This is a genomic window from Shewanella sp. MBTL60-112-B2 (assembly GCF_019655055.1).
In the GTDB taxonomy this organism is placed as follows: Bacteria; Pseudomonadota; Gammaproteobacteria; order Enterobacterales; family Shewanellaceae; genus Shewanella.
This window is the reverse complement of the sequence record NZ_BPFA01000004.1, coordinates 12,185-37,246: the sequence shown is the minus strand read 5'-3', so window position 1 is coordinate 37,246 and position 25,062 is coordinate 12,185. Positions and strand designations below refer to the sequence as shown.

Sequence of the window (25,062 nt, the reverse complement as noted above, 5' to 3'; positions counted from 1 at the left end):
AATAAAGTTATAGATGGAAAGTTTCAAATCGCTAACATGGAAGCAGACTATCTTAGTGGTTTCTTCCACGCTATTTTTTGCTGTTGTGATCTTTTTTATTGAGATATCTTTACTCGTTATCAATGCTCGTCAAGAGCTTACTGAAAACCAACGAGAGCTCATCGACTCCGTAGAACAGCCAGCAACTAATGCTATCTGGGCCTTAGATGATTTACGTGCCGAACAGACTATCCAAGGGATCTTAAAAGTACAACATGTGGGTTCAGCGATATTAAGACTTGAAGATGGTAATCGTTTCGTTGCCGTCAGTAATGGCACTCCAGTCGTCAATCCACCGATTTTCACCTACATTAGTGCCGAACTTTTCGGCGACCTAAAGCAGATATCTCGCTCCTTATATCGTCCTTTTTATACCGACTCTAATGGTAATAAAGAACTTATCGGCAGCCTAACTGTATTCTATTACACTCAAGAACTGACCAGCTCTCTGTTTTCTAGCCTAAGGTTTAGCCTTTGGGCAACGCTAGCCAGAGCCTTCTTGCTAACGCTTGTTTTATCAATTGTGTTCCACCGTTTTCTCACCCAGCCCATAGCAAAGATAAGCGAAGCTATCGATAAAATTGATCCGGAGTCCCCTGCTAACCACTTGCTTCCAACTGCGCGTTCCCATAATGATGATGAACTAGGAGCGGTGATCTCCAAACTAAATCAAATCCTAATTCAGTTCGACACGACTCAAACTAAGCTACGCAAGATGGCAACGCGTGATCCCCTCACTGAGTTGCCAAATCGCACTTTGTTGCTTGAAACTATTGCGGTTTCCATCCAAAGAGCAAGGCAACAACAAAGCAGCTTTAGCCTACTATTCATAGATCTAGATCGATTTAAAAACGTCAACGATTCGTTGGGACATGAGGTCGGTGACCAATTTTTAGTCCGAGTCGCACGTAACTTAGAGCTGAGTGTTGGCCAGGTTGGTACGGTAGCAAGACTTGGCGGGGATGAATTTGTCGTATTGGCGGATGGATTAGGCTCGCCCACAAAAGCAGCAGAATTTGTCGATAAGTTACTGGTACAACTCAATACACCTATGCAGCTAAATGAGCATACGGTGCATCCTGCGGCCTCTATCGGCATAGCGCTCTACCCCGATGACGGATTACGTGCTGAAGATCTTATTCGTCATGCAGATATCGCCATGTATAGCGCTAAAGCTGCAGGCTCAAACCAATGGGCATTCTTTAAACCTCAGATGACTGAACGCGCTTCAGTGCGATTAAAAACTGAGGCTTCGTTGCATGATGCACTTGAAAATAATGAGTTCATACTACATTTCCAGCCAAAATTAGATATCAAAACAGGTGAAGTTGTGGGCTGTGAAGCGCTGATCCGCTGGCAGAAAGAAGGTCGGTTAATTAGTCCGTTGTCTTTTATTCCTATAGCAGAGGAAACCGGCATTATTATTCAGATTGGCCGGTGGGTTATCGAGCAAAGTTGCAAAATGATCAGAGACTGGCAGACCCGCTACAACTTCACTATGCCGATTGCCATTAATGTTTCATCACAACAATTTTTGGACGCCAGTCTAGTTCCAGATATAAAACAAGCGGCTCTACGTTATCAAATAGCCCCTGAATTGCTTGAAATAGAAATAACAGAAACGTCACTAATGAACGAAATTGAGTCCGCAATTATCAAGCTTCAACAATTAAAAACAGCAGGCTTTAGTATAGCTGTTGACGATTTTGGTACCGGCTATTCTTCTTTATCTTACCTAAGGCGTTTGCCAATAAGCACCATGAAGATTGATCGTGGATTTGTTTCTGATCTACCAGAAGAAAGTGCAATTGCCTCGACGATTTTAATGCTTGGCAAACAGCTAGATTTAAATATTGTCGCAGAGGGAATTGAGAATGAGCAGCAGCTTGCTTGGTTAAAAAACCAAGGCTGTCAGACAGGCCAAGGGTTTTATTTCAGTAAGCCGTTAGCAATAGAAGCATTTGAAGCTAAATACATTGCTCCACACAGGAACACAATTGAAAACTCTAGAGGTTAGCTGTCCACATCAGAGCATTCAGCTTTGCATTAATTTCTGACATTAACGCCACGAGTAGAACCTTACGCCTATGCTCTGAGCATCTTGACGTAGAAATCTTTAACACTGATAAAAAGATAAAAGCCAATTTACAGGCACAAAAAAAGGAGGCATAGCCTCCTTTTAATAGATCAGACGTTAAAATTAACGACGTAGACCTAACTTCTTGATTAGCTCTTGGTAACGTACGTTTTCAGTACGCTTAAGGTAAGCAAGAAGCTTACGACGAGAGCTAACCATACGTAGTAGACCACGACGTGAATGGTGATCGTGGATGTGCTCTTTGAAGTGACCTTGTAGGTGGTTGATTTGTGCAGTTAACAATGCAACCTGAACTTCAGTAGAACCAGTGTCGTTTTCGCAACGACCGAATTCAGCTAGGATTTGAGCTTTAGCTTCAACACTTAGTGACATTTCTATCTCCAAAATATTACATTAAAAAATCTTTAGCCGATCACTAACTCAGCCAAAGGGGCGCGCCATTTTACCTATTTACACAACAGGTAGCAACACTAATATGCAGATAAAATCTGCAACTAGTCTTGAGGCTCTCTTAAGACGATAAGGCGCTTAGGAGCCAGTAATCCGTCATCATTCATTTGGCCAATGCCAACAAACTTACGCTCATCACCAATAGTGATCCGCACTAGCTCATCGACAGGCAAATTTGAAACTTGGACTGGATTGCCGTTCATTAAGTAAGTGGCTAACTCATCAGAGACATTCACCTCTTTAAAGCCACTAACTGCGGTATCCATAGGTAATAGCAGTGGGTCTAATACATCAGACAAAGTCAAAGACTCTTCTTCCGCTTTAGCCACTAGCTCTTCAAGTTGCTTTAGTGACACCATCTTATCGTATGGATAGCCTGCAACCTGAGTTCGGCGCAGCATGATAACATGCGCACCACAACCTAACATCTCACCTAAATCATCGGTAATAGTACGGATGTAAGTGCCCTTTGAACAATGGATATCTAAGGTTAACTCATCGCCTTCTAAGCTGATAAAGTTAAGTTCAAATACATTGATAGGACGCGCCTCACGTGGCACTTCAATGCCTTCACGCGCATATTTATATAAAGGCTGACCTTGATATTTAAGCGCTGAAAACATTGAAGGCACCTGCATGGTTTCACCACGAAAGTGCTCTAAAGCTGTTTCTAATTGCTCTTGAGTGAAATTAATTTCTCTCGTTTGAACAATTTCACCATCTGAATCGCTGGTGTCGGTGCGCTGACCCAGTTTTGCCGTCACTAAATAACGCTTATCAGCATCAAGCAAGTGTTGGGAAAACTTAGTCGCTTCACCTAAGCAGATAGGTAACATACCCGTTGCTAGCGGATCCAGAGCGCCAGTATGACCTGCTTTATTTGCATTAAAAAAGCGTTTAACTCTTTGTAGCGCAAAGTTAGAGCTCATGCCGGTGTCTTTATCTAACAGTACAATACCGTCGATAAAACGGCCGCGAGAACGACGTGCCATTACTTATCGCCCTCACCCTTAGAATCATCTTGAGTAGCATCAGGTTCAATACCATGTTGCTTCTGCTTAGCTTCATCGTTGCTGATAACGCGGCTAACTAGGTTAGACATACGCATACCTTCAACAAGCGAGCTGTCATAGATAAAGCGTAGTTCTGGCATAACACGTAATTTCATGCGGCCAGCAACAAGTGAGCGGATATAACCTGCAGCGGCATCTAACGCTTCAACTTTCTTTTCAACTAGTTGTACGTCTTCTTCAAAGAAGGTGACATAAACTTTTGCGTAGCTTAAATCGCGAGAAACATCAACGTCATTGACTGTGACAAACCCAATACGTGGGTCTTTCATATCACGCTGAAGAACAACGGCTAGCTCTTGTTGTAGCTGCTGTGCAATACGGCGTGTACGACTAAATTCTTTTGCCATAATATTATTGCCATAAATATTAAGGGCGGCTAACGCCGCCCTTATAACTAATAAGATAGATTACAAGGTACGTGCTATCTCAACGGTTTCGAATACTTCAATCTGATCGCCTACTCTGACGTCATTATAGTTCTTCACACCGATACCACATTCCATGCCGTTACGAACGTCACTAACGTCATCTTTAAAGCGACGTAGTGATTCTAGTTCACCTTCGTAAATAACAATGTTATCACGAAGAACACGGATTGGAGCGCTACGCTTGATAGTACCTTCGGTAACCATACAACCCGCAATTGCGCCAATCTTCGGAGACTTAAACACGTCACGAACTTCAGCAAGACCAATAATCTCTTGCTTAAATTCTGGTGCAAGCATACCGCTCATCGCGTCACGAACTTCATCAATCAATTGATAGATGATGCTGTAGTAACGTAGGTCAACACTTTCACTATCAACAACTTTACGCGCCTGTGCATCAGCACGAACGTTAAAGCCGACCATGATAGCGTTAGACGCTGCTGCAAGAGTTGCATCAGTTTCAGTTAAGCCACCAACACCGCGAGCGATGATGTTAACTTTAACTTCGTCAGTTGAAAGGTTGTTCAGTGAATCAGCAATCGCTTCAAGTGAACCTTGAACATCAGCTTTAAGTACCAAGTTAAGCTCTTGTACTTCACCTTCAACCATATTCGCGAACATGTTTTCAAGCTTAGACTTCTGCTGGCGAGCCAGTTTAACATCACGGAACTTACCTTGACGGTAAAGTGCAACTTCACGAGCTTTACGTTCATCACGTACAACTGTCGCTTCGTCACCCGCAGATGGTACACCTGATAGACCTAAGATCTCTACAGGGATAGACGGACCAGCTTCAGTGATTGACTTACCGTTCTCATCTTTCATTGCACGGACTTTACCGTACTCAAGACCACATAGAACGATATCACCTTGCTTAAGTGTACCTTCTTGTACAAGTACTGTTGCAACTGGACCACGGCCTTTATCAAGCTTAGATTCAACAACAACACCAGCAGCCATACCTTCACGAACAGCTTGAAGTTCAAGAACTTCAGCTTCTAAAAGAATACCTTCTAATAGTTCGTCGATACCAGTACCGTCTTTAGCTGAAACGTGAACAAACATGTTGTTTCCGCCCCAATCTTCAGACATTACGCCGTGCTGAGAAAGCTCAGACTTAACGCGGTCTGGATCTGCTTCTGGCTTATCAATCTTGTTAACGGCAACAATCAGAGGTACACCACCCGCTTTAGCGTGTTGGATAGCTTCGATTGTTTGTGGCATCACGCCGTCATCAGCCGCAACTACTAGAATTACGATATCTGTCGCCTTAGCACCACGAGCACGCATAGCGGTAAACGCAGCGTGACCAGGAGTATCTAAGAAAGTGATCATGCCATTTTCTGTTTCAACGTGGTATGCACCGATGTGCTGAGTAATACCACCCGCCTCACCTGATGCAACTTTCGCACGACGAATGTAGTCAAGTAGCGATGTCTTACCGTGGTCAACGTGACCCATGATGGTAACAACTGGCGCACGAGGCTCAACTTTAACGTCACCGTTACGGTCAGCAAGTACTTGATGCTCAAGCTCGTTCTCACGAGTCAGTACAACTTTGTGACCCATTTCTTCTGCAACAAGTTGCGCAGTTTCTTGGTCTAGTACTTGGTTAATGGTAACCATAGAGCCCATCTTCATCATCTGTTTGATGATTTCAGTGGCCTTGATTGACATCTTAGAAGCCAATTCAGATACAGAAACCGTTTCACCGATGCTCACGTCAGCTTTTACAACTGCTGCAGGCTTAGTGAAAGCGTGATCCATAGACTCAGGTGCTACGCTACGGTTGTTGCGTGAGTTACGAGTGTTACGGTTGTCACGACGGTTATCTTTACCGCGCTTACCTTTACCGCCTGGCTTGCCTGCACCCGTATTAGCGGTTGCATTGTTACCAGCATTTGCTGAAGGCTTACGTGGACGACGACCGCGCTTTTCAGCGTTCGCATCGGCAGTATCTTCAGCAGCACGTGCTTCAGTAGAAGTCGTCACGTGATGGTCCACTGATTTTTCAGCTTCTTTACGTGCTTTTTCTTCTTCAGCCCAACGCTTTTCATTTTCTTCAGCTAAACGACGAGCTTCGTCAGCAGCAGCGCGAGCTTCTTCGTCAGCCTTAGCTTTTGCTACTGCGTCTTGCGCTGCTAGCAATTTAGCTTCTTCAGCTTTCGCTGCTTTGTCTTCAGCAGTTTCTACTGCTGGCTTTTCTGTTTGCACTTTTGCTTTCGCCTTAGCTTCCGCTTCTGCTTTAGCCTTCGCTTTTGCTTCTGCATCAGCTTTCGCCTTAGCTTCAGCTTCCGCTTTTGCTGTTGCTTCAGCTTCAGCAGCCTTAGCTTCTTCTGCCTTTGCCGCTGCAGCTAATTCAGCTTCAGCCGCTTCGTCGCGTTTAACGAAAGTACGCTTTTTGCGCACTTCAACTTTAACGTCTTTTGACTGTCCACCGCTACCAGCAACACTTAGTGTTGAAACTGATTTACGTTGAAGTGTCATTTTCTGTGGGGCTGCATCGCCGCCATGTTGCTTCTTTAGAAAATCAAGCAACTGCTGTTTTTCAGATTCAGAAACCGTATCGTTTGCCGACTTCTTAATACCAGCCTGAGAAAACTGCTCGACTAAACGATCAGTGCTTTTCCCTACTTCGGTGGCTAGTTTATCTACTGTAGTATCCGCCATATATTAAACTCCCCTCTGCTGATCGACTTATGCTTCTTCGCCAAACCAACAGATATTACGGGCAGCCATAATTAGCTCGCCTGCTTTTTCTTCTGTTAATTCTTCAATTTCGATCAAATCATCAATGCCTTGTTCGGCTAAATCTTCAAGCGTAATTACGCCTTTGCTTGCCATTACGAATGCCAAGTGTCTATCCAAACCTTCTAGTGCAAGAAGATCTTCACTTGGTTCAGCACCATCAAGTGCTTCTTCAGTCGCAAGTGCACGAGTAGAGATCGCAGCTTTTGCACGCTCTCTTAATGATTCAACGATATCTTCGTCGAATCCATCAATTTCTAATAGTTCTGATTCTGGAACGTAAGCAACTTCTTCTAGAGAAGTGAAACCTTCGTCAGAAAGTAGCTGAGCAAACTCTTCATCAACATCAAGTGCTTGAATGAATAGGTTTACTACTTTTGCACTTTCAGCTTGGTGCTTAGCTTTCATGTCAGCAACAGTCATTACGTTTAGTTCCCAACCAGAAAGTTGAGTTGCTAGACGAATGTTTTGACCATTACGGCCAATCGCTTGTGCTAGGCTATCCGCTTCAACTGCGATATCCATTGAGTGGTTATCTTCATCAACGATGATTGAAGCCACGTCAGCAGGAGCCATACAGTTAATAACGTACTGAGCTGGGTTATCGTCCCAAAGCACGATATCAACACGCTCACCACCAAGTTCATTTGATACAGCTTGTACACGTGCCCCACGCATACCAACACATGCACCGATAGGATCGATACGACGGTCGTTAGACTTAACTGCAATCTTAGCGCGAGAGCCTGGATCACGAGCTGCGCCCATGATTTCGATCATCTCATCTTGAATTTCAGGTACTTCAACACGGAACAGCTCAATAAGCATATCTGGCTTAGTACGAGTCAAGAATAACTGTGCGCCGCGAGCCTCTGGACGTACAGAATAAAGCAATGCACGTACACGGTCACCTGGACGGAAAGATTCACGAGAGATCAAATCTTCTCTGAACAATACGCCATCAGCATTATTGCCAAGATCTACAACTACGCTTTCACGGTTGCTCTTCTTAACAACACCAACAATTAGCTCACCTTCGCGATCACGGAACTGATCAACGATTTGAGCGCGTTCAGCTTCACGTACTTTTTGTACGATAACTTGCTTAGCAGTTTGAGTAGTAATGCGATCGAACGCTACTGATTCAATTTCATCTTCGATGAAACCGCCCAACTCAATTTCTGGATCGTCATATTTCGCAGCTTCAAGCGTAATTTCACGGAAAGGGTTTTCCAATGGCACGCCTTGATCTTCAACTACCATCCAACGACGGAAAGTTTCATACGCACCAGTCTTACGGTCGATTGCAACACGAACTTCGATGTCACCTTCGTATTTTTTCTTGGTTGCTGTGGCTAGTGCAATTTCCAGCGCTTCAAAAATCTTTTCGCGCGGTACACCTTTCTCATTTGAAACCGCCTCAGCGACTAGCAGAATCTCTTTATTCATTGTCTTGCCTCGTTCACCTTGAATTCATCAAAACTTAGCGATTAAGTTGCCTTTACGGATATTATCCAGAGCAACGATAAGTTCATTCCCATCTACCGACAGATTAAGCATTTGCCCATCTACGCCAGTAACGGTGCCTTTTAAATTACGACTGCCTGCAACAGGCATCGTTAGTTGTACTTTTACAGTCTCACCAATGTAGGCCTGGTACTGCTCAGCAGTAAACAAAGGTCTATCTACACCAGGAGAAGAAACTTCTAATGTGTATTCCGTTGAGATTGGGTCTTCAACGTCCATAACAGCACTGACTTGGCGGCTTGCTTCGGCACAATCTTCAATGAAGATGCCTTTTTCGTTGTCTATATATAGACGCAAGATAGAATGCTTGCCTGCTTGAATATATTCCAGACCCCAAAGCTTGTGGCCTAATGCTTCAACTGGCGCTTTGAGCATCTCTACCAGTTTGCGTTCTAATGTAGCCAAGGTTACCCCCAGAAAAACAAAAAAGGGCCTAATAGCCCCAGTACACGTCACAGAAAGTGACCGTTTTATAAGTTCCAGATAACAAAAAACCCCGTAATGACGAGGTTGATATATCCAGAACCTGTAACAGTATAGAAATAAAATTTCTTTACTGGGAAGCTGGTTGCGGGGGCCGGATTTGAACCGACGACCTTCGGGTTATGAGCCCGACGAGCTACCAAACTGCTCCACCCCGCGACAACTTGTGCAAGTATATTGAGAATCATCTCGACTTGCAATAATAAAGGACTCATTAGTCACTTTATTATCCTCGATTTCGTCATTGTCGAAATCAAAGATTTGGTGCGGATGGGGGGACTTGAACCCCCACGAGCTTTCGCTCACCAGCCCCTCAAGCTGGCGTGTCTACCAATTCCACCACATCCGCATAAAACTTGTAATCTTGACTGTTTTTACTATCTACCATATTAAGAGGTTAAGGCAGATTTACAGTCGGTATCAACCGATTAAGATTGATACCATCATAAGCTTGCTTATGATTTAGTCAGGGATCTTATCTTCTGACTTTTCAGCTTCTTGCTGAACCTGCTCAACAACTTGAGCAGCATCACTTCCTAAATCGTCCCAAGCACCTTCAGCTTTAGAGTGATTTGCGCTTAGGTTACCGATTGTAAGACTTAGTGCAAAAAACGCTACTGCTAGAATCGCAGTTGAACGAGTCAAAAAGTTACCAGAACCTGATGAACCGAACAGAGTACCTGAAGCACCGGCGCCAAACGAAGCACCCATGTCAGCACCTTTACCTTGCTGGATTAAGATTAGGCCAACAAGACCAATCGCTACCAACAAGTAAACAACCATTAGAACTTCATACATATTATGCGCTCATCGCTATCGTACATAAACTGAGAAATTCGGTAGCATTGAGGCTAACACCGCCAATCAATCCACCGTCTACATCAGGTTGAGCAAACAAGTCTGCTGCATTACTCGGTGTTACGCTACCACCGTACAAAATCCTGATATTTTCTCCGATAAATGGAGATACTTCAGAGAGGCGTTTGCGAATAAACGCATGAACTTCTTGAGCCTGCTCTGGCGTAGCGCTCTTACCTGTCCCTACTGCCCATAATGGCTCGTAAGCGATAATCGCGTTGTCAAAAGCCATGGTGCCATTTTTTTCAATGACGATATCTAGCTCTTCGGCAATCACTTCAAAAGTGCGTCTTGCTTCACGAGCTGGACCTGACTCTCCAACACATAATATTGGGGTCAAACCATGTTTCTGAGCGGCAGCAAATTTCTCTGCTACTATGTTACTCGTCTCTCCGTACATACGGCGACGTTCTGAATGGCCGATAATAACATATCGACATCCTGAATCCTTTAACATCTGACCAGATATTTCACCAGTATAGGCACCGAAGTCATGTTGACTTAAGTTCTGAGTACCCATTCTGACTAAGCAACCATTTAAGGTTTCTTTATTTTCATCTAGTAGTTGTCGAACACTTTCTAAGTAAATAGAAGGTGGACACAAAACCACTTCCACTGAATCATCTTGGAGCTTGGTAGAGAACTTATTGAATAGCTCTTGCGCTAACTGCGCACTGCCGTTCATTTTCCAATTACCAGCAACCATGGGGCGTCTAAGTGCCATTACAGTCTCCTTTGAAAGCGGCGTGAATAATAGCGAACCACTTGTTAAGTTACAATAGCTAAAAGCGTTATTTTTACGAATTCAGGAGAGAACGCGTATTTTTTATGCTAACAAGATGCTAGTAGTACAAATTATCACAACTTTGGCGAACATTTCACCTTCGCTACCACTAACACCTTGTTTAAACCATTAATTACTAAACTAAATTACGAACTGCATCTGCAATATAATTCGCATATTCCGTCACAGCTTGCTGCTCATCACCCTCAACCATCACCCGTAGTAGTGGTTCAGTTCCCGATTTACGTAGCAGCACTCTACCTCGTGCACCTAGTTTCTGCTCTACTTCTGCCTGGGCGGCAAGCACAACCTCAGAAGCTAGCGGATCATTATCCCCTTCAAAGCGAACATTAACTAATACCTGTGGCAACATGGTGATGTCGGCTGTCAACTCTTCCAGACTAGCATTTTGACGTTGCATAGCTGCTAGAACAAGAATACCGGCAACGATGCCATCGCCTGTCGTGCCATGATCCAAATTAAGAATATGGCCAGAGTTTTCGCCACCTATACGCCAGTCATGCTCTTTAAGCAGCTCCATTACATAACGGTCACCCACTTTAGAGCGAACAAATTGGATGTTCAGCTCATCAAGAGCCAGTTGCAATCCAAGATTCGACATTAAAGTACCGACAACACCACCGCGCAGTACGCCACGCTTTTGCGCATCACAAGCCAAAATGTATAAAATCTCATCGCCATCAATAACACGACCATGACGGTTAACCATCATGATACGGTCACCATCACCATCTAATGCGATACCTAAATCAGCGTTTTCAGCCAATACGGTTTCACAAATTTTAGCCATAGAGGTTGCACCAACTTTATCATTGATGTTCAAACCATTCGGCTTGTCGCCGATAGCAATCACCTCGGCACCTAGTTCTTTAAAAACACTAGGAGCGATATGGTAAGTCGCGCCATGGGCACAATCGACGACGATTTTCAGCCCGCTAAGGGTTTGCTCAGCAGGAAAGTGACTCTTACAATATTCAATATAACGACCGGCCGCATCGTCAATACGATTAACCTTACCCAGTAGGTGAGACTCTACACAGGTTAACGGCTTTTCAAGTTCAGCTTCAATTTCTAACTCAACATCATCGTCAAGCTTACTGCCATCAGTAGAGAAGAATTTAATGCCGTTGTCATAGTAAGGGTTATGAGACGCGCTGATCACAATACCCGCTTCGGCGCGGAACGTGCGCGTAAGGTAGGCCACTGCGGGAGTTGGCATAGGCCCGATAAGCATCACATCAAGGCCCGCAGCAGAAAGACCGGCCTCTAATGCTGATTCAAATAAGTAACCTGAGATACGTGTATCTTTACCGATAATCACTTTCTGCGTACCAGAGCATGATAATACCCGCCCGGCTGCCCAACCCAATTTAAGCGCAAGCTCTGGCGTCATCTTTCCCGCGCCAACTTTGCCACGAATACCGTCTGTTCCGAAAAATTGTCTTTGCTTCACTTGAACTCCAAACTCAATAATCAGGTAGATCTAAATCCATCAATTCTACCGTAAAAAATACTAACCCTAGCTGAACAGCTCCATCAAGAGTCAAATAGTTAAGCTAAGGTTTTAAAATTCTTTGCAGCTTCTAACACTGCTATCGTGTCACAGGCCTCTTGTACGTCATGAACCCGTACTATCTTTGCACCCGCTTGTATTGCCAGCATATTACCAGCAAGTGTGGCACTTAATCTTTGTGATACCTCACGTCCTAGTAACTGACCAAACATACTCTTGCGCGATAAACCAGCCAAAACAGGTAGGCCCAATGGCTCAAATTCAGCCATTCTGTTTAGCAGTTCATAGTTATGCGACAATGTTTTACCAAAACCGAAACCGGGATCTAGCACAATATGTTCGCGCTTAATTCCTGCAGCAATACAGACATCGATTCGCGCGCTAAAGAAGCGGCTAATATCACTGATGATATCGTTATATTGAGGCGCATTTTGCATAGTCCTTGGCTGACCTTGCATATGCATTAAACATACTGGCACGTTGAGCTTTGCCGCAGTTTCAATTGCCCCTGGCTCCTGAAGAGCTCTAACATCATTAATTAAATGAGCGCCGGCATTGACTGCGGCTTCCATAACCACTGCTTTACTGGTATCGATTGAAATCCATACATCGTGATTTTTGCTCACGTACTCGATTAATGGAATGACTCGTTCAATCTCATGCTCAGCTGACACATCTTTTGCACCAGGGCGAGTTGACTCACCACCGATATCAATAATCTTGGCACCCTGAGCCACCATCAAGTCAGCTTGCTTACAGGCCGTTGTAATCGATGAGTACTCACCGCCGTCAGAAAAAGAGTCAGGGGTAACATTAAGGATCCCCATTACCGCAGGGATCCTTAAATCGAGAGTTTTACTACCGCAGATTAATTTAGACAAAATAAAGTTCCGTAAACAAGAAAACCCCTAAAAGGGGTTTTCTTTATTCCACTAAAGTTTACTTAGCTGGTGATTCATCAGCTTCGCTGACGTCAGGCTTATCTTCTTTAGTTTCCTTGATCTCTTCTTTCTTTTCAGAAGAAGTATCATTGTTGTCGCTGTCATTTGACTGCTGATCTTTTTCCCACTCAGCAGGCATACGTACTTCACGACGCTGCATTAAGTCATCAATCTGGTTAGCGTCAATAGTTTCGTACTTCATCAATGCGTCTTTCATTGAATGAAGGATGTCCATATTTTCCGTTAGGAAGGTATGAGCACGTTCATAGTTAGCATCAATGAGCATTTTAACTTCAGCGTCGATAACACGCGCAGTGTCATCAGACATGTGCTGAGATTTACCCATGCTGCGTCCTAAGAACACTTCGTTTTCATCTTCAGCGTAAAGTACTGGACCTAGCTTCTCAGAGAAGCCCCACTGAGTAACCATGTTGCGTGCAATAGACGTTGCATACTTAATGTCTTGCGATGCACCAGTAGAAACTTTCTCACTACCGTAGATAATGTCTTCGGCAATGCGCCCACCGTAAGCCACTGAGATTTGACTCTCTAGTTTACGGCGACTTTGGCTAATTGCATCCGCTTCTGGTAAGAAGAAAGTCACACCTAATGCACGGCCACGCGGAATAATCGTTACCTTATGCACAGGATCGTGCTCTGGCACTAAACAACCCACGATAGCATGACCAGCTTCATGATAAGCGGTCATCTCTTTCTCTTCTTCCGACATAACCATAGTGCGACGCTCTGCGCCCATCATGATTTTATCTTTTGCACTTTCAAACTCTTCCATGCCCACAACGCGGCGGCTGTTACGCGCAGCAAACAATGCAGCTTCGTTAACAAGGTTTGCAAGATCAGCACCAGAGAAACCAGGCGTACCACGAGCGATTACGCTTGCCTTAACGCCATCAGCCAAAGGTACTTTGCGCATATGGACTTTAAGGATTTGTTCACGGCCACGTACATCTGGTAAGCCTACAACTACTTGACGGTCGAAACGACCTGGACGTAGTAGTGCAGCATCCAGTACGTCTGGACGGTTAGTCGCAGCAATAACGATAATACCTTCGTTACCTTCGAAACCATCCATCTCAACTAGCATCTGGTTAAGAGTCTGCTCACGTTCATCATGACCACCACCAACACCAGCGCCACGCTGACGACCTACGGCATCGATTTCATCGATAAAGATGATACAAGGTGCAGACTTTTTAGCTTGCTCGAACATGTCACGCACACGAGATGCACCAACACCAACGAACATCTCTACGAAATCAGAACCTGAAATAGTGAAGAAAGGTACCTTAGCTTCACCGGCAATCGCCTTAGCAAGCAAGGTTTTACCTGTACCTGGAGGACCAACTAGCAGCACACCAGTAGGAATACGGCCACCCAGTTTTTGGAACTTAGTCGGCTCTTTTAGGTAATCGACCAATTCCTTAACGTCTTCTTTGGCTTCGTCACAACCTGCAACATCGCCGAATGTCGTCTTGATTTGGTCTTCGCTCATCAATTTGGCTTTACTCTTACCAAATGACATCGCGCCTTTACCGCCACCGCCTTGCATTTGGCGCATAAAGAAAATCCACACACCGATAAGCAGTAACATCGGGAACCAAGAGATAAAAATCTGGGTTAAGAAACCAGATTCTTCAGCCTCTTGTCCTTTCATCATGATGCCCTTACGGTCAAGATCATTGATTAAATCAAGATCTGGCATTGGCATGATGGTGACAAACTTCTCACCTGTAGTCGTTGTTCCTTCAATGGTACGCTGATCGCTTTTCACTTCGACAGTACTAACCTGCCCAGAGCGAACATCGTCTAAAAAGGTTGAATAATCCATCTTCTGCTTGGTAGAAGAAGAGGGGGAATAGCCCTGAAAAACTGACATCAACACAACTGCGATGACAACCCAGAGAATTAAATTTTTTGCCATGTCACTCAAATTACTCGACCTCTTTTAAAGTCTTCCGAAAACTAATGTTAGAGTACTTACGATAGATTACTATAACTTGTAGCCGGTCGCCACAAGATAGACTTCACGCGATCGCGGCCGTGAAGAATCGGGCTTACGTGTTTTAACGGTTTTGAACGCCTCTTTAACCGCTTTCATGTATTCATCAAAGCCCTCCCCCTGAAAGACTTTAACCGCAAAACTACCATTAGGTGCCAATACTTGATGGCACATATCTAACGCAAGCTCTACTAAATACATGGCTCGAGGCTGATCGACACCACCTGATCCACTCATATTCGGTGCCATATCAGATAGCACCACATCAACCTTGGCATCGCCCACTCGGGTCAGCAATGCGTCCAGTACTTTCTCTTCGCGGAAATCACCCTGTAGGAAATCAACACCGACAATAGGGTCCATAGGTAGAATATCGCAAGCAATAACTTTACCCTTGTCTCCAGCCAATTTAACGGCAATTTGAGACCAACCACCCGGTGCGGCACCTAAATCGACAACAGTCATCCCCGGACGAATGAGTTTATCTTTTTCTTGGATCTCTTCAATCTTAAAGGCCGCACGCGACCTTAAACCGCGCTTTTGCGACAGTTTGACATAGTGATCGTCGAAATGTTCCTGCATCCAGCGAGAAGAACTGGCTGTTCGTTTTTTTCCTGACATTTAAAATCCACAACAAAATTGAGAGTTACACAAAGCCTATATAAGGGTAGAATAGCGGGTTTTCAACAGTAACTCAGCATAAAGTTGGTATAAATGAACTTAACAACCAAACAAAAACAGCACTTAAAAGGCTTAGCGCACAGTCTCAAGCCTGTAGTGATGCTTGGTGGCAACGGCTTGACTGAGGGAGTGCTGGCTGAAATTGATAATGCACTTTCACATCATGAATTGATTAAAGTGAAAGTAGCCTCTGGTGACAGAGAGCTTAAAAACGCTATCGTAGATGCCATTGTACGTGAAACTAAAGCTGAAAAAGTACAGCTTATCGGTCACGTTTTAGTACTGTTCCGTCAGTCTGAAGAAATGAAAATTGCTGTGCCTAAGGCAAAGTAATTAGCAAAGACAGCTTTAAACTCTAAAGCTATCAATGCAAGATAAATAAAAAGAGCCGCTGTTTTTACAGCGGCTCTTTTTTTGTCCAATTTAATCACCTCATAACGTTACGGCGCATCATTAATCGGCTCGACCTTGTAATGGTCTGCACTCACCTTTAAGTACTCAGGTAAGCAAGTTCCAACAGAGATTGACGATATAGTGCCAATCAAAATACCTAAGAACATCGCAATCGAAAAACCTTGCAGTGGTGCGCCTCCCATAATCCACAGTGCAGCCACCGTGAACAATGTAGTACCACTGGTCACCATAGTACGCGAAAAGGTAGCTTGTACTGCACTACTGCAAATTTCATCTATCGCCGCCTTGGGCTTAGCAATAAGCACTTCCCTAACCCTATCTGCAATCACAATGGAATCGTTTAAGGAGTAACCTAAAATCGCCAGAACGGCGGCTAAAATCGTTAGATTAAATTCCATTTGAGTCAGCGAGAAAAACGCTAATACAAAGATAACATCATGAAACAACGCTAATAACGCACCGCTAGCGAGGCGCCATTCAAAGCGAAAACTCAAATAGCCCAAGATGCATAACATCGCGGCTAAAAGTGCTAAACCGCCCTGCTCTGCAAGCTCTTGACCTATTTGTGGTCCAACAATGCTCGAGTTCAGTACTTCGACTCGATCGGTTAATGGTGCTAGCACCGTACGTATATCGGCTCCGGAAACATCATCGACTTTTGCATAACGTAGCACCCATCTACCCGGCTCACCCGCAGAGATAACACTTACCTCCTGCTGTGAGTCTTTACCTAACAACTCGCTTATTTGTGAGGCTTTAATATTCGGATTGAGCTTAACCTCTGTCACCACACCACCGGTAAAGTCTAAACCTAAATTAAAACCATTAGTGAAAATAATGCCGATTGAAGCAAGCATGATCAGTAGCGAAAATACACTCGATAGGTAACGTGCTTTGGTTAGTTTGCTTAACTTACTTAAGTGACTCATATTGTTAATATCCATATTACACCTTCACGTTACGACTAAAATCACGACCATATACCCAGTTAACTAGCGCACGAGACGCAAATATCCCGGTAAACATGCTGGTCAACAAACCAAGACCTAGAGTTAAAGCAAACCCTTGGATAGGCCCATTACCAATGGCATATAGCACTACAGCTGTGATCATGGTGGTAAAGTTAGCGTCAACAATGGTTGAAAACGCACTGTCAAAACCTCTATCAATCGCGTGGGCAAAACTTCTGCCTTCTTTAAGCTTGTCTTTTATTCGCTCAAAGATAAGTACGTTAGTATCAACGGCCATACCCACAGTAAGCACTAACCCAGCAATACCTGGCAAAGTTAAAACTGCGCCGGGAATTAACGCCATCAAGCCAAAAATTAAAATCATATTGGCCACCAACGCCACATTGGCTATCCAACCTAAACGGCGATACCACAGTCCCATAAATAACAAGGTCACGCCCATACCTAAAGCGAGCGCTGAAAAACCATTAGTAATATTTTCTTCGCCAAGACTTGGGCCAATAGTGCGCTCTTCTACTATGGTCACTGGCGCTGTCATAGACCCCGCTCTGAGCAATAACGCTAATTGCTGCGCTTCGGCGTAATTGCCTGCACCAGTGATACTAAAGCGGTCGCCCAGTTGTGCTTGAATGGTCGCGACACTAATCACCTCTGTGGTCTGTCGGATCTGGCCTTTATCATCACGGCTGTATTCGCTGTATGAAGTTGCCATAGGCTTACCAATATTGTCGCGAGAAAAGTCAGACATCATGCCGCCGCCATCGCGATCAAGGTGAATAACCACTTCAGGTAAGCCCATTTCACCTAGTGATGCTCTGGCATCAACAATATGCTCGCCACCTAAAACTGGGCGTCTAGCAACATAAACAGGCTTATCCTGCTCATCTTTAAGTGTCTTTGCGTTGACAGAGCCCGGCTGCAGCACCTGATAAAACGCGAGGCTTGCAGTTGCGCCAATCACAGACTTAGCCGCTGCAGGATCCTGAACACCTGGCAGTTCGATACGGATGCGGTGCTCACCTTGACGCTGAACCACAGCTTCAGTTATCCCAAGTTGTTCAATACGGCTACGCATAATTTGCAGGTTTTGTTTAACGGTGAGGTCACGAATATTAATCTTCTCAGCCTCAGTCAGAGCAACACTCAAAGACTGCTCACCTGAGTTAGACATTTGCCAATTAGGATACTGTTTATTGATAAACTGCCTAACAGCTGCTCTTTGTTCGAGTTCTTTGGTCGAAATTTGCACATTGCCATCGACTTGCTGCTGCACTGTCACACCATATAAAGACTCTTGACGTACAAACTGCCTTATCGACTCAATAAAGGTGTTGTATTGCAGTTTATAGACAGGCTCAATTTCAACATCCAGCAAAAACTGTACTCCACCACGCAGATCAAGCCCTAGCTTAATCGGCGAGAAACCGAGAGATAATAACCAGTTTGGCGCTGCTGGCGCTAAGGTTAGAGTGAGCTCGGTAGGATCTTTAACCTGGTTGCTAAGCAAAGTTTTAAGCTGACTCTGCTGTGAATTATCATCTATCACAATCAGGGTCTGCCCTGCAGATTGATCGATACGCTTAACCTTGACACCTTGGGAAATCAGTAACTGGTGAAGCGCTAATGCGTTCACCTTTAAACCCGCTTCTTTACTGATCTGAACTGCGGCATCCTCGCCATAAAAAGTCGGCAGTGCGCTAAACAACATGATGATGATAGTGACCACTAGCAATACATACTTCCATGCTGAGTAGTGGTTTAAAATAGTTGTATTTTTCTGTTCTCTCATAACTTTTTTGCTCTTTAAAGTACCTAGAACGCGATAATGACTTGCAAGCTTTTGCTTCAAACCCGTAAAGGTGAGCAGAGCCAGAGCAACATCGCGGTAATCGCTATCGAGCGCAGCAACAGTTTTGAGCCAGCAAAAAAGAGGCTTGAACGGTATGCGATCCGTTACTTGTCCCTCAACGCAAAAAGCTGCGTATGAAGAGAATTAAAGAAAATAACCACAAGACCAAGCGTGCAGTTTAAACTTCTAACAGGTAAAGGATTGTCGATAGGTAAGCCTAAATAGGCTTATGGGACTTAACTAATTGAGCGAGCTTGAGAGAAACGATAGAGAAGGTTGGACTCTTTCCATGCGCTGAGTCGATGGGAGGCACTTTTGATATGTAGCAACCAATCAAGGGCTGGCACAAAATCCATGCGATATCCTACGGTTAAAGAAGGCACCGCTGGTGACACAAATTCAAATGCAAGTAGATAATCGGGACGTGTTTGCTGTAGATCGTGCTGCGAGAAGCTCACAAAACGTTGAGAAACTAACGGGGCATACTCAGAATCATTACTTTGCCGCTTCTGGGCATGATTATCTTTTAGGGTGACCGAATTGACATTAGAAATGTTTAGCACAGGCGACATGTCCGCCACCGCCAACACTCCGCTTTGTTGCTGGTCACTTACCTGTGTAGCCGCCCATGTATCTACATGAGCTTGGTTTTGCTCAGACGCATTTGCACACATAGGCGTGAGAAATAATCCCCCTATGAATAACAAAATGAATCCAAAACGTACCAATAACTGCACTTAACTTCCTAATAAATGTCTCGTTTGCGATTTATATACTAAACAGTGTATGAGGCAGACACAAACCTTTTAAATGCATTCTACAAAAATAAAGCCGCAAAAAGCGGCTTTATTTACCTCACCCAAGGGTTAGATATATTCAACTTTGATAATTTCAAAATCGTTAGTGCCACCTGGCGTTACAATTGAGATCTCGTCATCAAGACTCTTACCAATCAGTCCACGGGCAATTGGTGAGCTCACTGACAACAGGTTTTCTCTGATGTTAGCTTCATCTTCACCCACAATGCGATACGTCACTTCTTCTTCTGTATCAACATTTAAAATGGTAACTGTAGAACCGAAGATTACACGGCCATTGTTAGCCATAGTGGTCACATCGATGATTTGTGCGTGAGATAGCTTACCTTCAATATCTCGCACGCGCGCTTCACATAAACCTTGCTCTTCACGGGCAGCGTGATATTCAGCATTTTCTTTTAAGTCGCCTAATTCGCGCGCTTCGCCAATTGCTTCTGCAATCTTTGGACGACGCTCAAATTTAAGGTGATCTAATTCTTTGCGCAGCTGTGCAGCACCGACAATGGTCATTGGAACCGTACTCATAAGCTTCTTTCGTCTCCTTTAAAACAAAAGCAGGCCTTACTCAACATTAAAAATTGAGAAGGTAAAATCTGGTGGAATTACGTTATTGTAAACGTAGAGGGCAATCGATGCACCTTAATCTGTACTTGCTCGCGATCTAGCACTCAAGCTAGTCATACTGTATTTGATTCAAATGGCGATACAAGACAGTAGAGCTTACTCAACCTTCTACAGAGTTGCTAGCAAAGCAGCATAAATATTTATTTAATGTCTGCTCTATCGCAGCGATTAGCGTTAAACAATAAAAAAGGCCGCTAATTAGCGGCCTTTTTATTCAAGCTTCGCTTAACTTACTTAGTAATGCGCTTATGCAGTTCTTGTACTGACGTCACATTCGAACGGTCATCCGCTGAGTGAGCCATACAAGTTGCAAAGGCAGCATTCAATGTCGTTGTGTAGTTCACTTTGTAACGCAGTGCACCACGACGTAACTGACGAGAATCTTCAATCGCCTTGCGACCTTCAGTCGTGTTAACGATGTAGGTGTACTCACCATTCTTAATACGGTCAAGAATATGAGGGCGACCTTCATGTACCTTGTTAACTAGACGTGGGTTAATACCCGCTTCGCCTAAGATAACTGCAGTACCGTGGGTTGCATCGATTTCATAACCTAATGCGATTAACTGCGCCGCTAAATCAGCTACGCGAGCCTTATCGCTGTTACGTACAGATAGTAATGCACGGCCAGACTTAGGTACTTCAGATGTCGCACCAAGCTGCGCTTTAGCATAGGCTTCAGCAAACGTATCACCCACACCCATGACTTCGCCAGTTGAGCGCATCTCAGGGCCAAGTAGTGGGTCAACACCTGGGAACTTGTTAAATGGCAAGACCACTTCTTTTACAGAGAAGAATGGTGGAATCACTTCCTCGGTAAAATTCTGTGATTTAAGGCTTTGACCTGCCATCACACGTGCTGCAATCTTAGCTAATGGCACGCCTGTTGCTTTCGATACGAATGGTACAGTACGCGCTGCACGAGGGTTAACTTCAATCATATAGATCTCGTCATCCTTCACAGCAAACTGCACGTTCATTAGACCAATAACCCCTAGCTCCATCGCAAGCTTACCCACTTGCTCACGCATGCGGTCTTGAATGTCTTGGCTTAGGCTGTATGGAGGCAGTGAACAACCTGAGTCACCAGAGTGAACACCCGCTTGCTCGATATGCTCCATGATTGAGCCAATCACAACCGTTTCGCCATCACATACTGCATCGATGTCGATTTCAATTGCGTTATCTAGGAAACGGTCAAGTAGCACTGGAGACGCGTTAGACACACTTACCGCTTCATTAAAATAGCGACGTAAGTCCTGCTCGTCATATACGATTTCCATTGCGCGGCCACCAAGTACATAAGATGGACGAACAACTAACGGATAACCGATACGTTCTGCAGAGATAACAGCACCTTCAACAGTGGTTACAGTATCGTTTTCAGGTTGCTTCATGCCTAATCGCTGAATCGCTTGCTGGAAACGCTCACGGTCTTCAGCGCGGTCGATTGCATCTGGGCTGGTACCAATAATCGGTACGCCAGCAGCTTCTAGGTCACGTGCAAGTTTAAGCGGTGTTTGACCACCGTACTGAACGATAACGCCTTTTGGCTTCTCGATACGAACGATTTCAAGCACATCTTCAAATGTCACTGACTCGAAGTACAAGCGATCTGATGTGTCATAATCGGTAGAAACTGTCTCAGGGTTACAGTTAACCATGATGGTTTCATAGCCGTCTTCACGTAGCGCTAACGCCGCGTGTACACAGCAGTAATCGAACTCAATACCTTGACCAATACGGTTTGGACCACCACCTAGTACCATGATCTTGTCACGGTTCGACGGGTTAGCTTCACACTCTTCTTCATAAGTAGAGTACATGTAAGCCGTGTCAGTTGAGAACTCAGCAGCACAAGTATCAACGCGCTTATACACTGGGTGGATTTCAAAACGAGTACGTAGCTTACGCACTTCTGTTTCGCTTACACCTGCAAGTGCAGCTAGACGCGAATCTGCAAAACCTTTGCGTTTAAGCTTACGTAAGAAATCCTCGTTCAAACCAGCAAGGCCAGCTTCAGCAACGTCTGCTTCAGACTTAAGCAAGTCTTCAAGCTGTACAAGGAACCAAGGGTCGATGTTGGTTAGACCAAAGATATCTTCAACAGAAAGACCTGCACGGAATGCATCGGCAATATACCAAATACGCTCTGCGCCTGGCTCTTTAAGCTCATGACGAATGCGAGTTAATGCTTCAGGATCTGCCAAGTCGATTTGTGGACACAAACCATTCTTGCCAACTTCAAGGCCGCGAAGGGCTTTTTGCAGTGACTCTTGGAATGTACGGCCAATCGCCATCACTTCACCCACAGACTTCATCTGTGTCGTTAGGCGGTCGTTTGCGCCAGCAAATTTCTCGAAGTTAAAACGAGGAATTTTAGTCACAACGTAATCGATTGCAGGCTCAAATGATGCTGGTGTTGCACCGCCAGTAATGTCGTTACTAAGCTCATCAAGAGTGAAGCCTACTGCTAGCTTAGCGGCAATTTTAGCAATCGGGAAACCGGTTGCTTTTGACGCTAGCGCAGATGAACGTGAAACACGTGGGTTCATCTCGATGATAACCATACGGCCGTCTTTCGGGTTGATACCAAACTGTACGTTTGAACCGCCGGTTTCAACACCAATCTCACGCAATACTGCAAGTGATGCATTACGCATCAACTGGTATTCTTTATCGGTTAGTGTTTGTGCTGGTGCAACAGTGATTGAGTCACCAGTGTGCACGCCCATTGGGTCGAAGTTTTCGATTGCACAAACGATAATACAGTTATCGTTGCGGTCACGTACCACTTCCATTTCGTACTCTTTCCAACCAATCAAAGATTCGTCGATAAGTAGTTCGTTGGTCGGTGACAAATCAAGACCTTGAGAACAGATATCCTCAAACTCTTCTTTGTTATAAGCGATACCGCCGCCGCTGCCACCCATGGTGAAAGACGGACGAATAATACATGGGAAGCCCACTTGGTCTAATACGCCGTAAGCTTCTTCCATTGTGTGAGCAATACCCGCACGTGGACACTCAAGGCCAATTGACTTCATTGCCTTGTCGAAACGGCTACGGTCTTCCGCTTTGTCGATTGCATCGGCTGTAGCGCCAATCATATCAACATTAAATTCTTTAAGTACGCCGCGGCTTTCAAGCTCAAGTGCACAGTTAAGTGCAGTCTGGCCGCCCATTGTTGGCAAAATTGCGTCAGGACGCTCTTTAGCAATAATGTTACGTACTACTTCCCAGTGAATGGGTTCGATGTATGTTGCATCGGCCATCTCAGGGTCAGTCATAATCGTTGCAGGGTTCGAGTTAACTAGAATAACTCGGTAGCCTTCTTCGCGTAGGGCTTTACAGGCTTGGGCGCCTGAGTAGTCAAACTCACAGGCTTGACCAATTACAATTGGTCCAGCACCTAGGATAAGAATACTCTTTATATCTGTACGTTTTGGCATTGCTTAAATCTTCTCCCGGTGAATTTACTACTTGGCGTTTTTACGGTACAACTCAATCAAATCGATGAAGTGATTGAATAATGGCGCAGCATCGTGTGGTCCAGGGCTCGCCTCTGGGTGGCCTTGGAAACTAAATGCAGGCTTATCAGTTAGGTGAATACCTTGCAAAGAGCCATCAAACAGTGACTTGTGAGTCACTTTAATGTTGGCTGGTAAAGTTGCTTCATCAGCGGCAAAACCGTGGTTTTGGCTGGTGATCATCACATTACCTTGCTCGATATTGCTCACTGGGTGGTTAGCACCATGGTGACCGAACTTCATTTTCAGTGTTTTAGCACCTGAAGCTAGCGCTAGTAACTGGTGACCCAAACAGATACCAAAAACAGGAATGTCTGTTTTTAAGATCTCTTGGATTGCAGCAATAGCATAATCACATGGCTCTGGGTCACCAGGACCGTTCGATAGGAAAACCCCATCAGGATTCATTGCAAGCACTTCGCTCGCAGGAGTTTGTGCAGGTACCACAGTCACATCACAACCGCGGTCAACCAACATACGTAGGATGTTGCGCTTAACACCATAGTCGTAGGCGACCACTTTATACTTAAGCTCAGCTTCAGGAGTGTCAGATGGCAAACCGCCAACTAAACGCCAGCTACCGCTGCGCCATGAGTATGTTTCGTTTGTGGTGACTTCTTTAGCTAAATCCATGCCTTTAAGACCAGGGAAGGCTTTAGCTGCAGCTAGCGCTTTAGCTTCATCTAAATCACCAACCATGATGCAACCGGCTTGGGCGCCTTTTTCACGTAGGATACGAGTTAATTTACGAGTATCGATATCAGCAATGCCAACAACGTTGTTAGCGATCAAATAATCGCTTAAAGATTGCTGATTTCGAAAGTTACTTGCCACTAATGGCAAGTCTCGAATGATAAGGCCACAAGCATGAACAGAATCAGATTCTGTATCTTCTTCATTGGTACCAGTATTACCAATATGTGGATAAGTGAGGGTGACCATTTGACGTGAATATGATGGATCAGTCAAAATTTCTTGGTAACCAGTCATTGAAGTGTTAAATACTACTTCACCAACAGACATCCCTTCAGCACCAATTGCAGTGCCAGAAAAAATTGTTCCATCTTCAAGTACGAGTAAGGCAGACTTTGTCAACGCGACCTCCGGAAAGAGCCAAATCATTGAAATTAATTGTTTTTTATATGTTTTTAAAATACCAACTTTCGCTAAAATGCAAAATTTTGACAAATTC

20 protein-coding genes and 2 tRNA genes are annotated in these 25,062 nt (G+C 44.5%); 2 read left to right on the top strand and 20 right to left on the bottom strand.

What is annotated here, in order from left to right; genetic code table 11:
- Positions 1 to 13 precede the first annotated feature (13 nt).
- The gene (locus K5Q73_RS03525) at positions 14 to 2,056 is read left to right on the top strand and encodes a bifunctional diguanylate cyclase/phosphodiesterase (RefSeq protein WP_220761671.1); all 2,043 of its coding nucleotides are present in this window, start codon (positions 14 to 16) and stop codon (positions 2,054 to 2,056) included.
- A 183-nt stretch (positions 2,057 to 2,239) separates the two neighbouring features.
- Here K5Q73_RS03525 and rpsO read toward each other — a convergent pair whose 3' ends face one another.
- The 14 genes from rpsO to rlmE all read right to left on the bottom strand — a co-directional run bounded on the left by rpsO (position 2,240) and on the right by rlmE (position 15,604).
- Complete coding sequence (gene rpsO, locus K5Q73_RS03520) at positions 2,240 to 2,509, bottom strand: 30S ribosomal protein S15 (protein ID WP_202721850.1); 270 nt, start codon at positions 2,507 to 2,509, stop codon at positions 2,240 to 2,242.
- 122 nt (positions 2,510 to 2,631) lie between these two features.
- Entirely contained in the window at positions 2,632 to 3,579 is a 948-nt protein-coding gene (truB, locus tag K5Q73_RS03515; protein ID WP_220761669.1) for a tRNA pseudouridine(55) synthase TruB, read from the bottom strand.
- Complete coding sequence (rbfA, locus tag K5Q73_RS03510) at positions 3,579 to 4,007, bottom strand: 30S ribosome-binding factor RbfA (RefSeq protein ID WP_220761667.1); 429 nt, start codon at positions 4,005 to 4,007, stop codon at positions 3,579 to 3,581. Before rbfA ends, truB begins: the two co-directional genes overlap by 1 nt.
- A 60-nt stretch (positions 4,008 to 4,067) precedes the next feature.
- A complete protein-coding gene (infB, locus tag K5Q73_RS03505; RefSeq protein ID WP_220761665.1) occupies positions 4,068 to 6,758 on the bottom strand; it encodes a translation initiation factor IF-2 in 2,691 nt (896 codons plus the stop codon).
- A 27-nt stretch (positions 6,759 to 6,785) separates the two neighbouring features.
- Positions 6,786 to 8,285 carry a transcription termination factor NusA gene (gene nusA / locus K5Q73_RS03500; RefSeq protein ID WP_220761663.1) on the bottom strand — a complete coding sequence of 500 codons (1,500 nt, stop codon included), beginning with the start codon at positions 8,283 to 8,285 and terminating at the stop codon, positions 6,786 to 6,788.
- 27 nt (positions 8,286 to 8,312) lie between these two features.
- On the bottom strand, positions 8,313 to 8,768 hold the full coding sequence (gene rimP / locus K5Q73_RS03495) for a ribosome maturation factor RimP (RefSeq protein WP_012156283.1): 456 nt from the start codon (positions 8,766 to 8,768) through the stop codon (positions 8,313 to 8,315).
- 160 nt (positions 8,769 to 8,928) lie between these two features.
- Positions 8,929 to 9,005 (bottom strand) — tRNA-Met (locus K5Q73_RS03490).
- Positions 9,006 to 9,108: 103 nt separating this feature from the next.
- Positions 9,109 to 9,195: transfer RNA gene (locus K5Q73_RS03485), tRNA-Leu, on the bottom strand.
- A 113-nt stretch (positions 9,196 to 9,308) separates the two neighbouring features.
- Positions 9,309 to 9,644: a preprotein translocase subunit SecG gene (secG, locus tag K5Q73_RS03480; RefSeq protein ID WP_220761661.1), complete on the bottom strand. Its 336-nt coding sequence runs from the start codon at positions 9,642 to 9,644 to the stop codon at positions 9,309 to 9,311.
- 1 nt (position 9,645) lies between these two features.
- The gene (gene tpiA, locus K5Q73_RS03475) at positions 9,646 to 10,428 is read right to left on the bottom strand and encodes a triose-phosphate isomerase (protein ID WP_220761658.1); all 783 of its coding nucleotides are present in this window, start codon (positions 10,426 to 10,428) and stop codon (positions 9,646 to 9,648) included.
- A 196-nt stretch (positions 10,429 to 10,624) separates the two neighbouring features.
- Positions 10,625 to 11,962, bottom strand: a complete 1,338-nt coding sequence (gene glmM / locus K5Q73_RS03470) for a phosphoglucosamine mutase (RefSeq protein WP_220761656.1) — start codon at positions 11,960 to 11,962, stop codon at positions 10,625 to 10,627.
- Between the two features lie 98 nt (positions 11,963 to 12,060).
- Entirely contained in the window at positions 12,061 to 12,903 is an 843-nt protein-coding gene (gene folP, locus K5Q73_RS03465) for a dihydropteroate synthase (RefSeq protein WP_220761649.1), read from the bottom strand.
- Positions 12,904 to 12,961: 58 nt separating this feature from the next.
- Positions 12,962 to 14,905 (bottom strand): ATP-dependent zinc metalloprotease FtsH, encoded by a 1,944-nt coding sequence (gene ftsH, locus K5Q73_RS03460; protein WP_220761647.1) that lies wholly within the window; start codon positions 14,903 to 14,905, stop codon positions 12,962 to 12,964.
- Positions 14,906 to 14,974: 69 nt separating this feature from the next.
- A complete protein-coding gene (gene rlmE / locus K5Q73_RS03455) occupies positions 14,975 to 15,604 on the bottom strand; it encodes a 23S rRNA (uridine(2552)-2'-O)-methyltransferase RlmE (protein WP_220761635.1) in 630 nt (209 codons plus the stop codon).
- A gap of 93 nt (positions 15,605 to 15,697) precedes the next feature.
- Between rlmE and yhbY the strand changes: the two genes are divergently transcribed.
- The gene (yhbY, locus tag K5Q73_RS03450; protein ID WP_012156290.1) at positions 15,698 to 15,997 is read left to right on the top strand and encodes a ribosome assembly RNA-binding protein YhbY; all 300 of its coding nucleotides are present in this window, start codon (positions 15,698 to 15,700) and stop codon (positions 15,995 to 15,997) included.
- Between the two features lie 107 nt (positions 15,998 to 16,104).
- On the opposite strand, the gene secF is transcribed toward yhbY, so the two are convergent.
- From secF to carA, 6 genes are all read right to left on the bottom strand, one after another.
- Entirely contained in the window at positions 16,105 to 17,022 is a 918-nt protein-coding gene (secF, locus tag K5Q73_RS03445) for a protein translocase subunit SecF (protein WP_220761633.1), read from the bottom strand.
- 1 nt (position 17,023) lies between these two features.
- Entirely contained in the window at positions 17,024 to 18,838 is a 1,815-nt protein-coding gene (gene secD / locus K5Q73_RS03440) for a protein translocase subunit SecD (RefSeq protein WP_220761631.1), read from the bottom strand.
- A gap of 296 nt (positions 18,839 to 19,134) precedes the next feature.
- Positions 19,135 to 19,635 carry a hypothetical protein gene (locus K5Q73_RS03435; protein WP_220761629.1) on the bottom strand — a complete coding sequence of 167 codons (501 nt, stop codon included), beginning with the start codon at positions 19,633 to 19,635 and terminating at the stop codon, positions 19,135 to 19,137.
- Positions 19,636 to 19,764: 129 nt separating this feature from the next.
- A complete protein-coding gene (greA, locus tag K5Q73_RS03430; RefSeq protein ID WP_220761619.1) occupies positions 19,765 to 20,241 on the bottom strand; it encodes a transcription elongation factor GreA in 477 nt (158 codons plus the stop codon).
- Between the two features lie 329 nt (positions 20,242 to 20,570).
- Complete coding sequence (carB, locus tag K5Q73_RS03425; RefSeq protein ID WP_220761617.1) at positions 20,571 to 23,792, bottom strand: carbamoyl-phosphate synthase large subunit; 3,222 nt, start codon at positions 23,790 to 23,792, stop codon at positions 20,571 to 20,573.
- Between the two features lie 27 nt (positions 23,793 to 23,819).
- Positions 23,820 to 24,992, bottom strand: coding sequence for a glutamine-hydrolyzing carbamoyl-phosphate synthase small subunit (gene carA, locus K5Q73_RS03420; protein ID WP_220761615.1), 1,173 nt, complete (start codon positions 24,990 to 24,992; stop codon positions 23,820 to 23,822).
- Positions 24,993 to 25,062 lie beyond the last annotated feature (70 nt).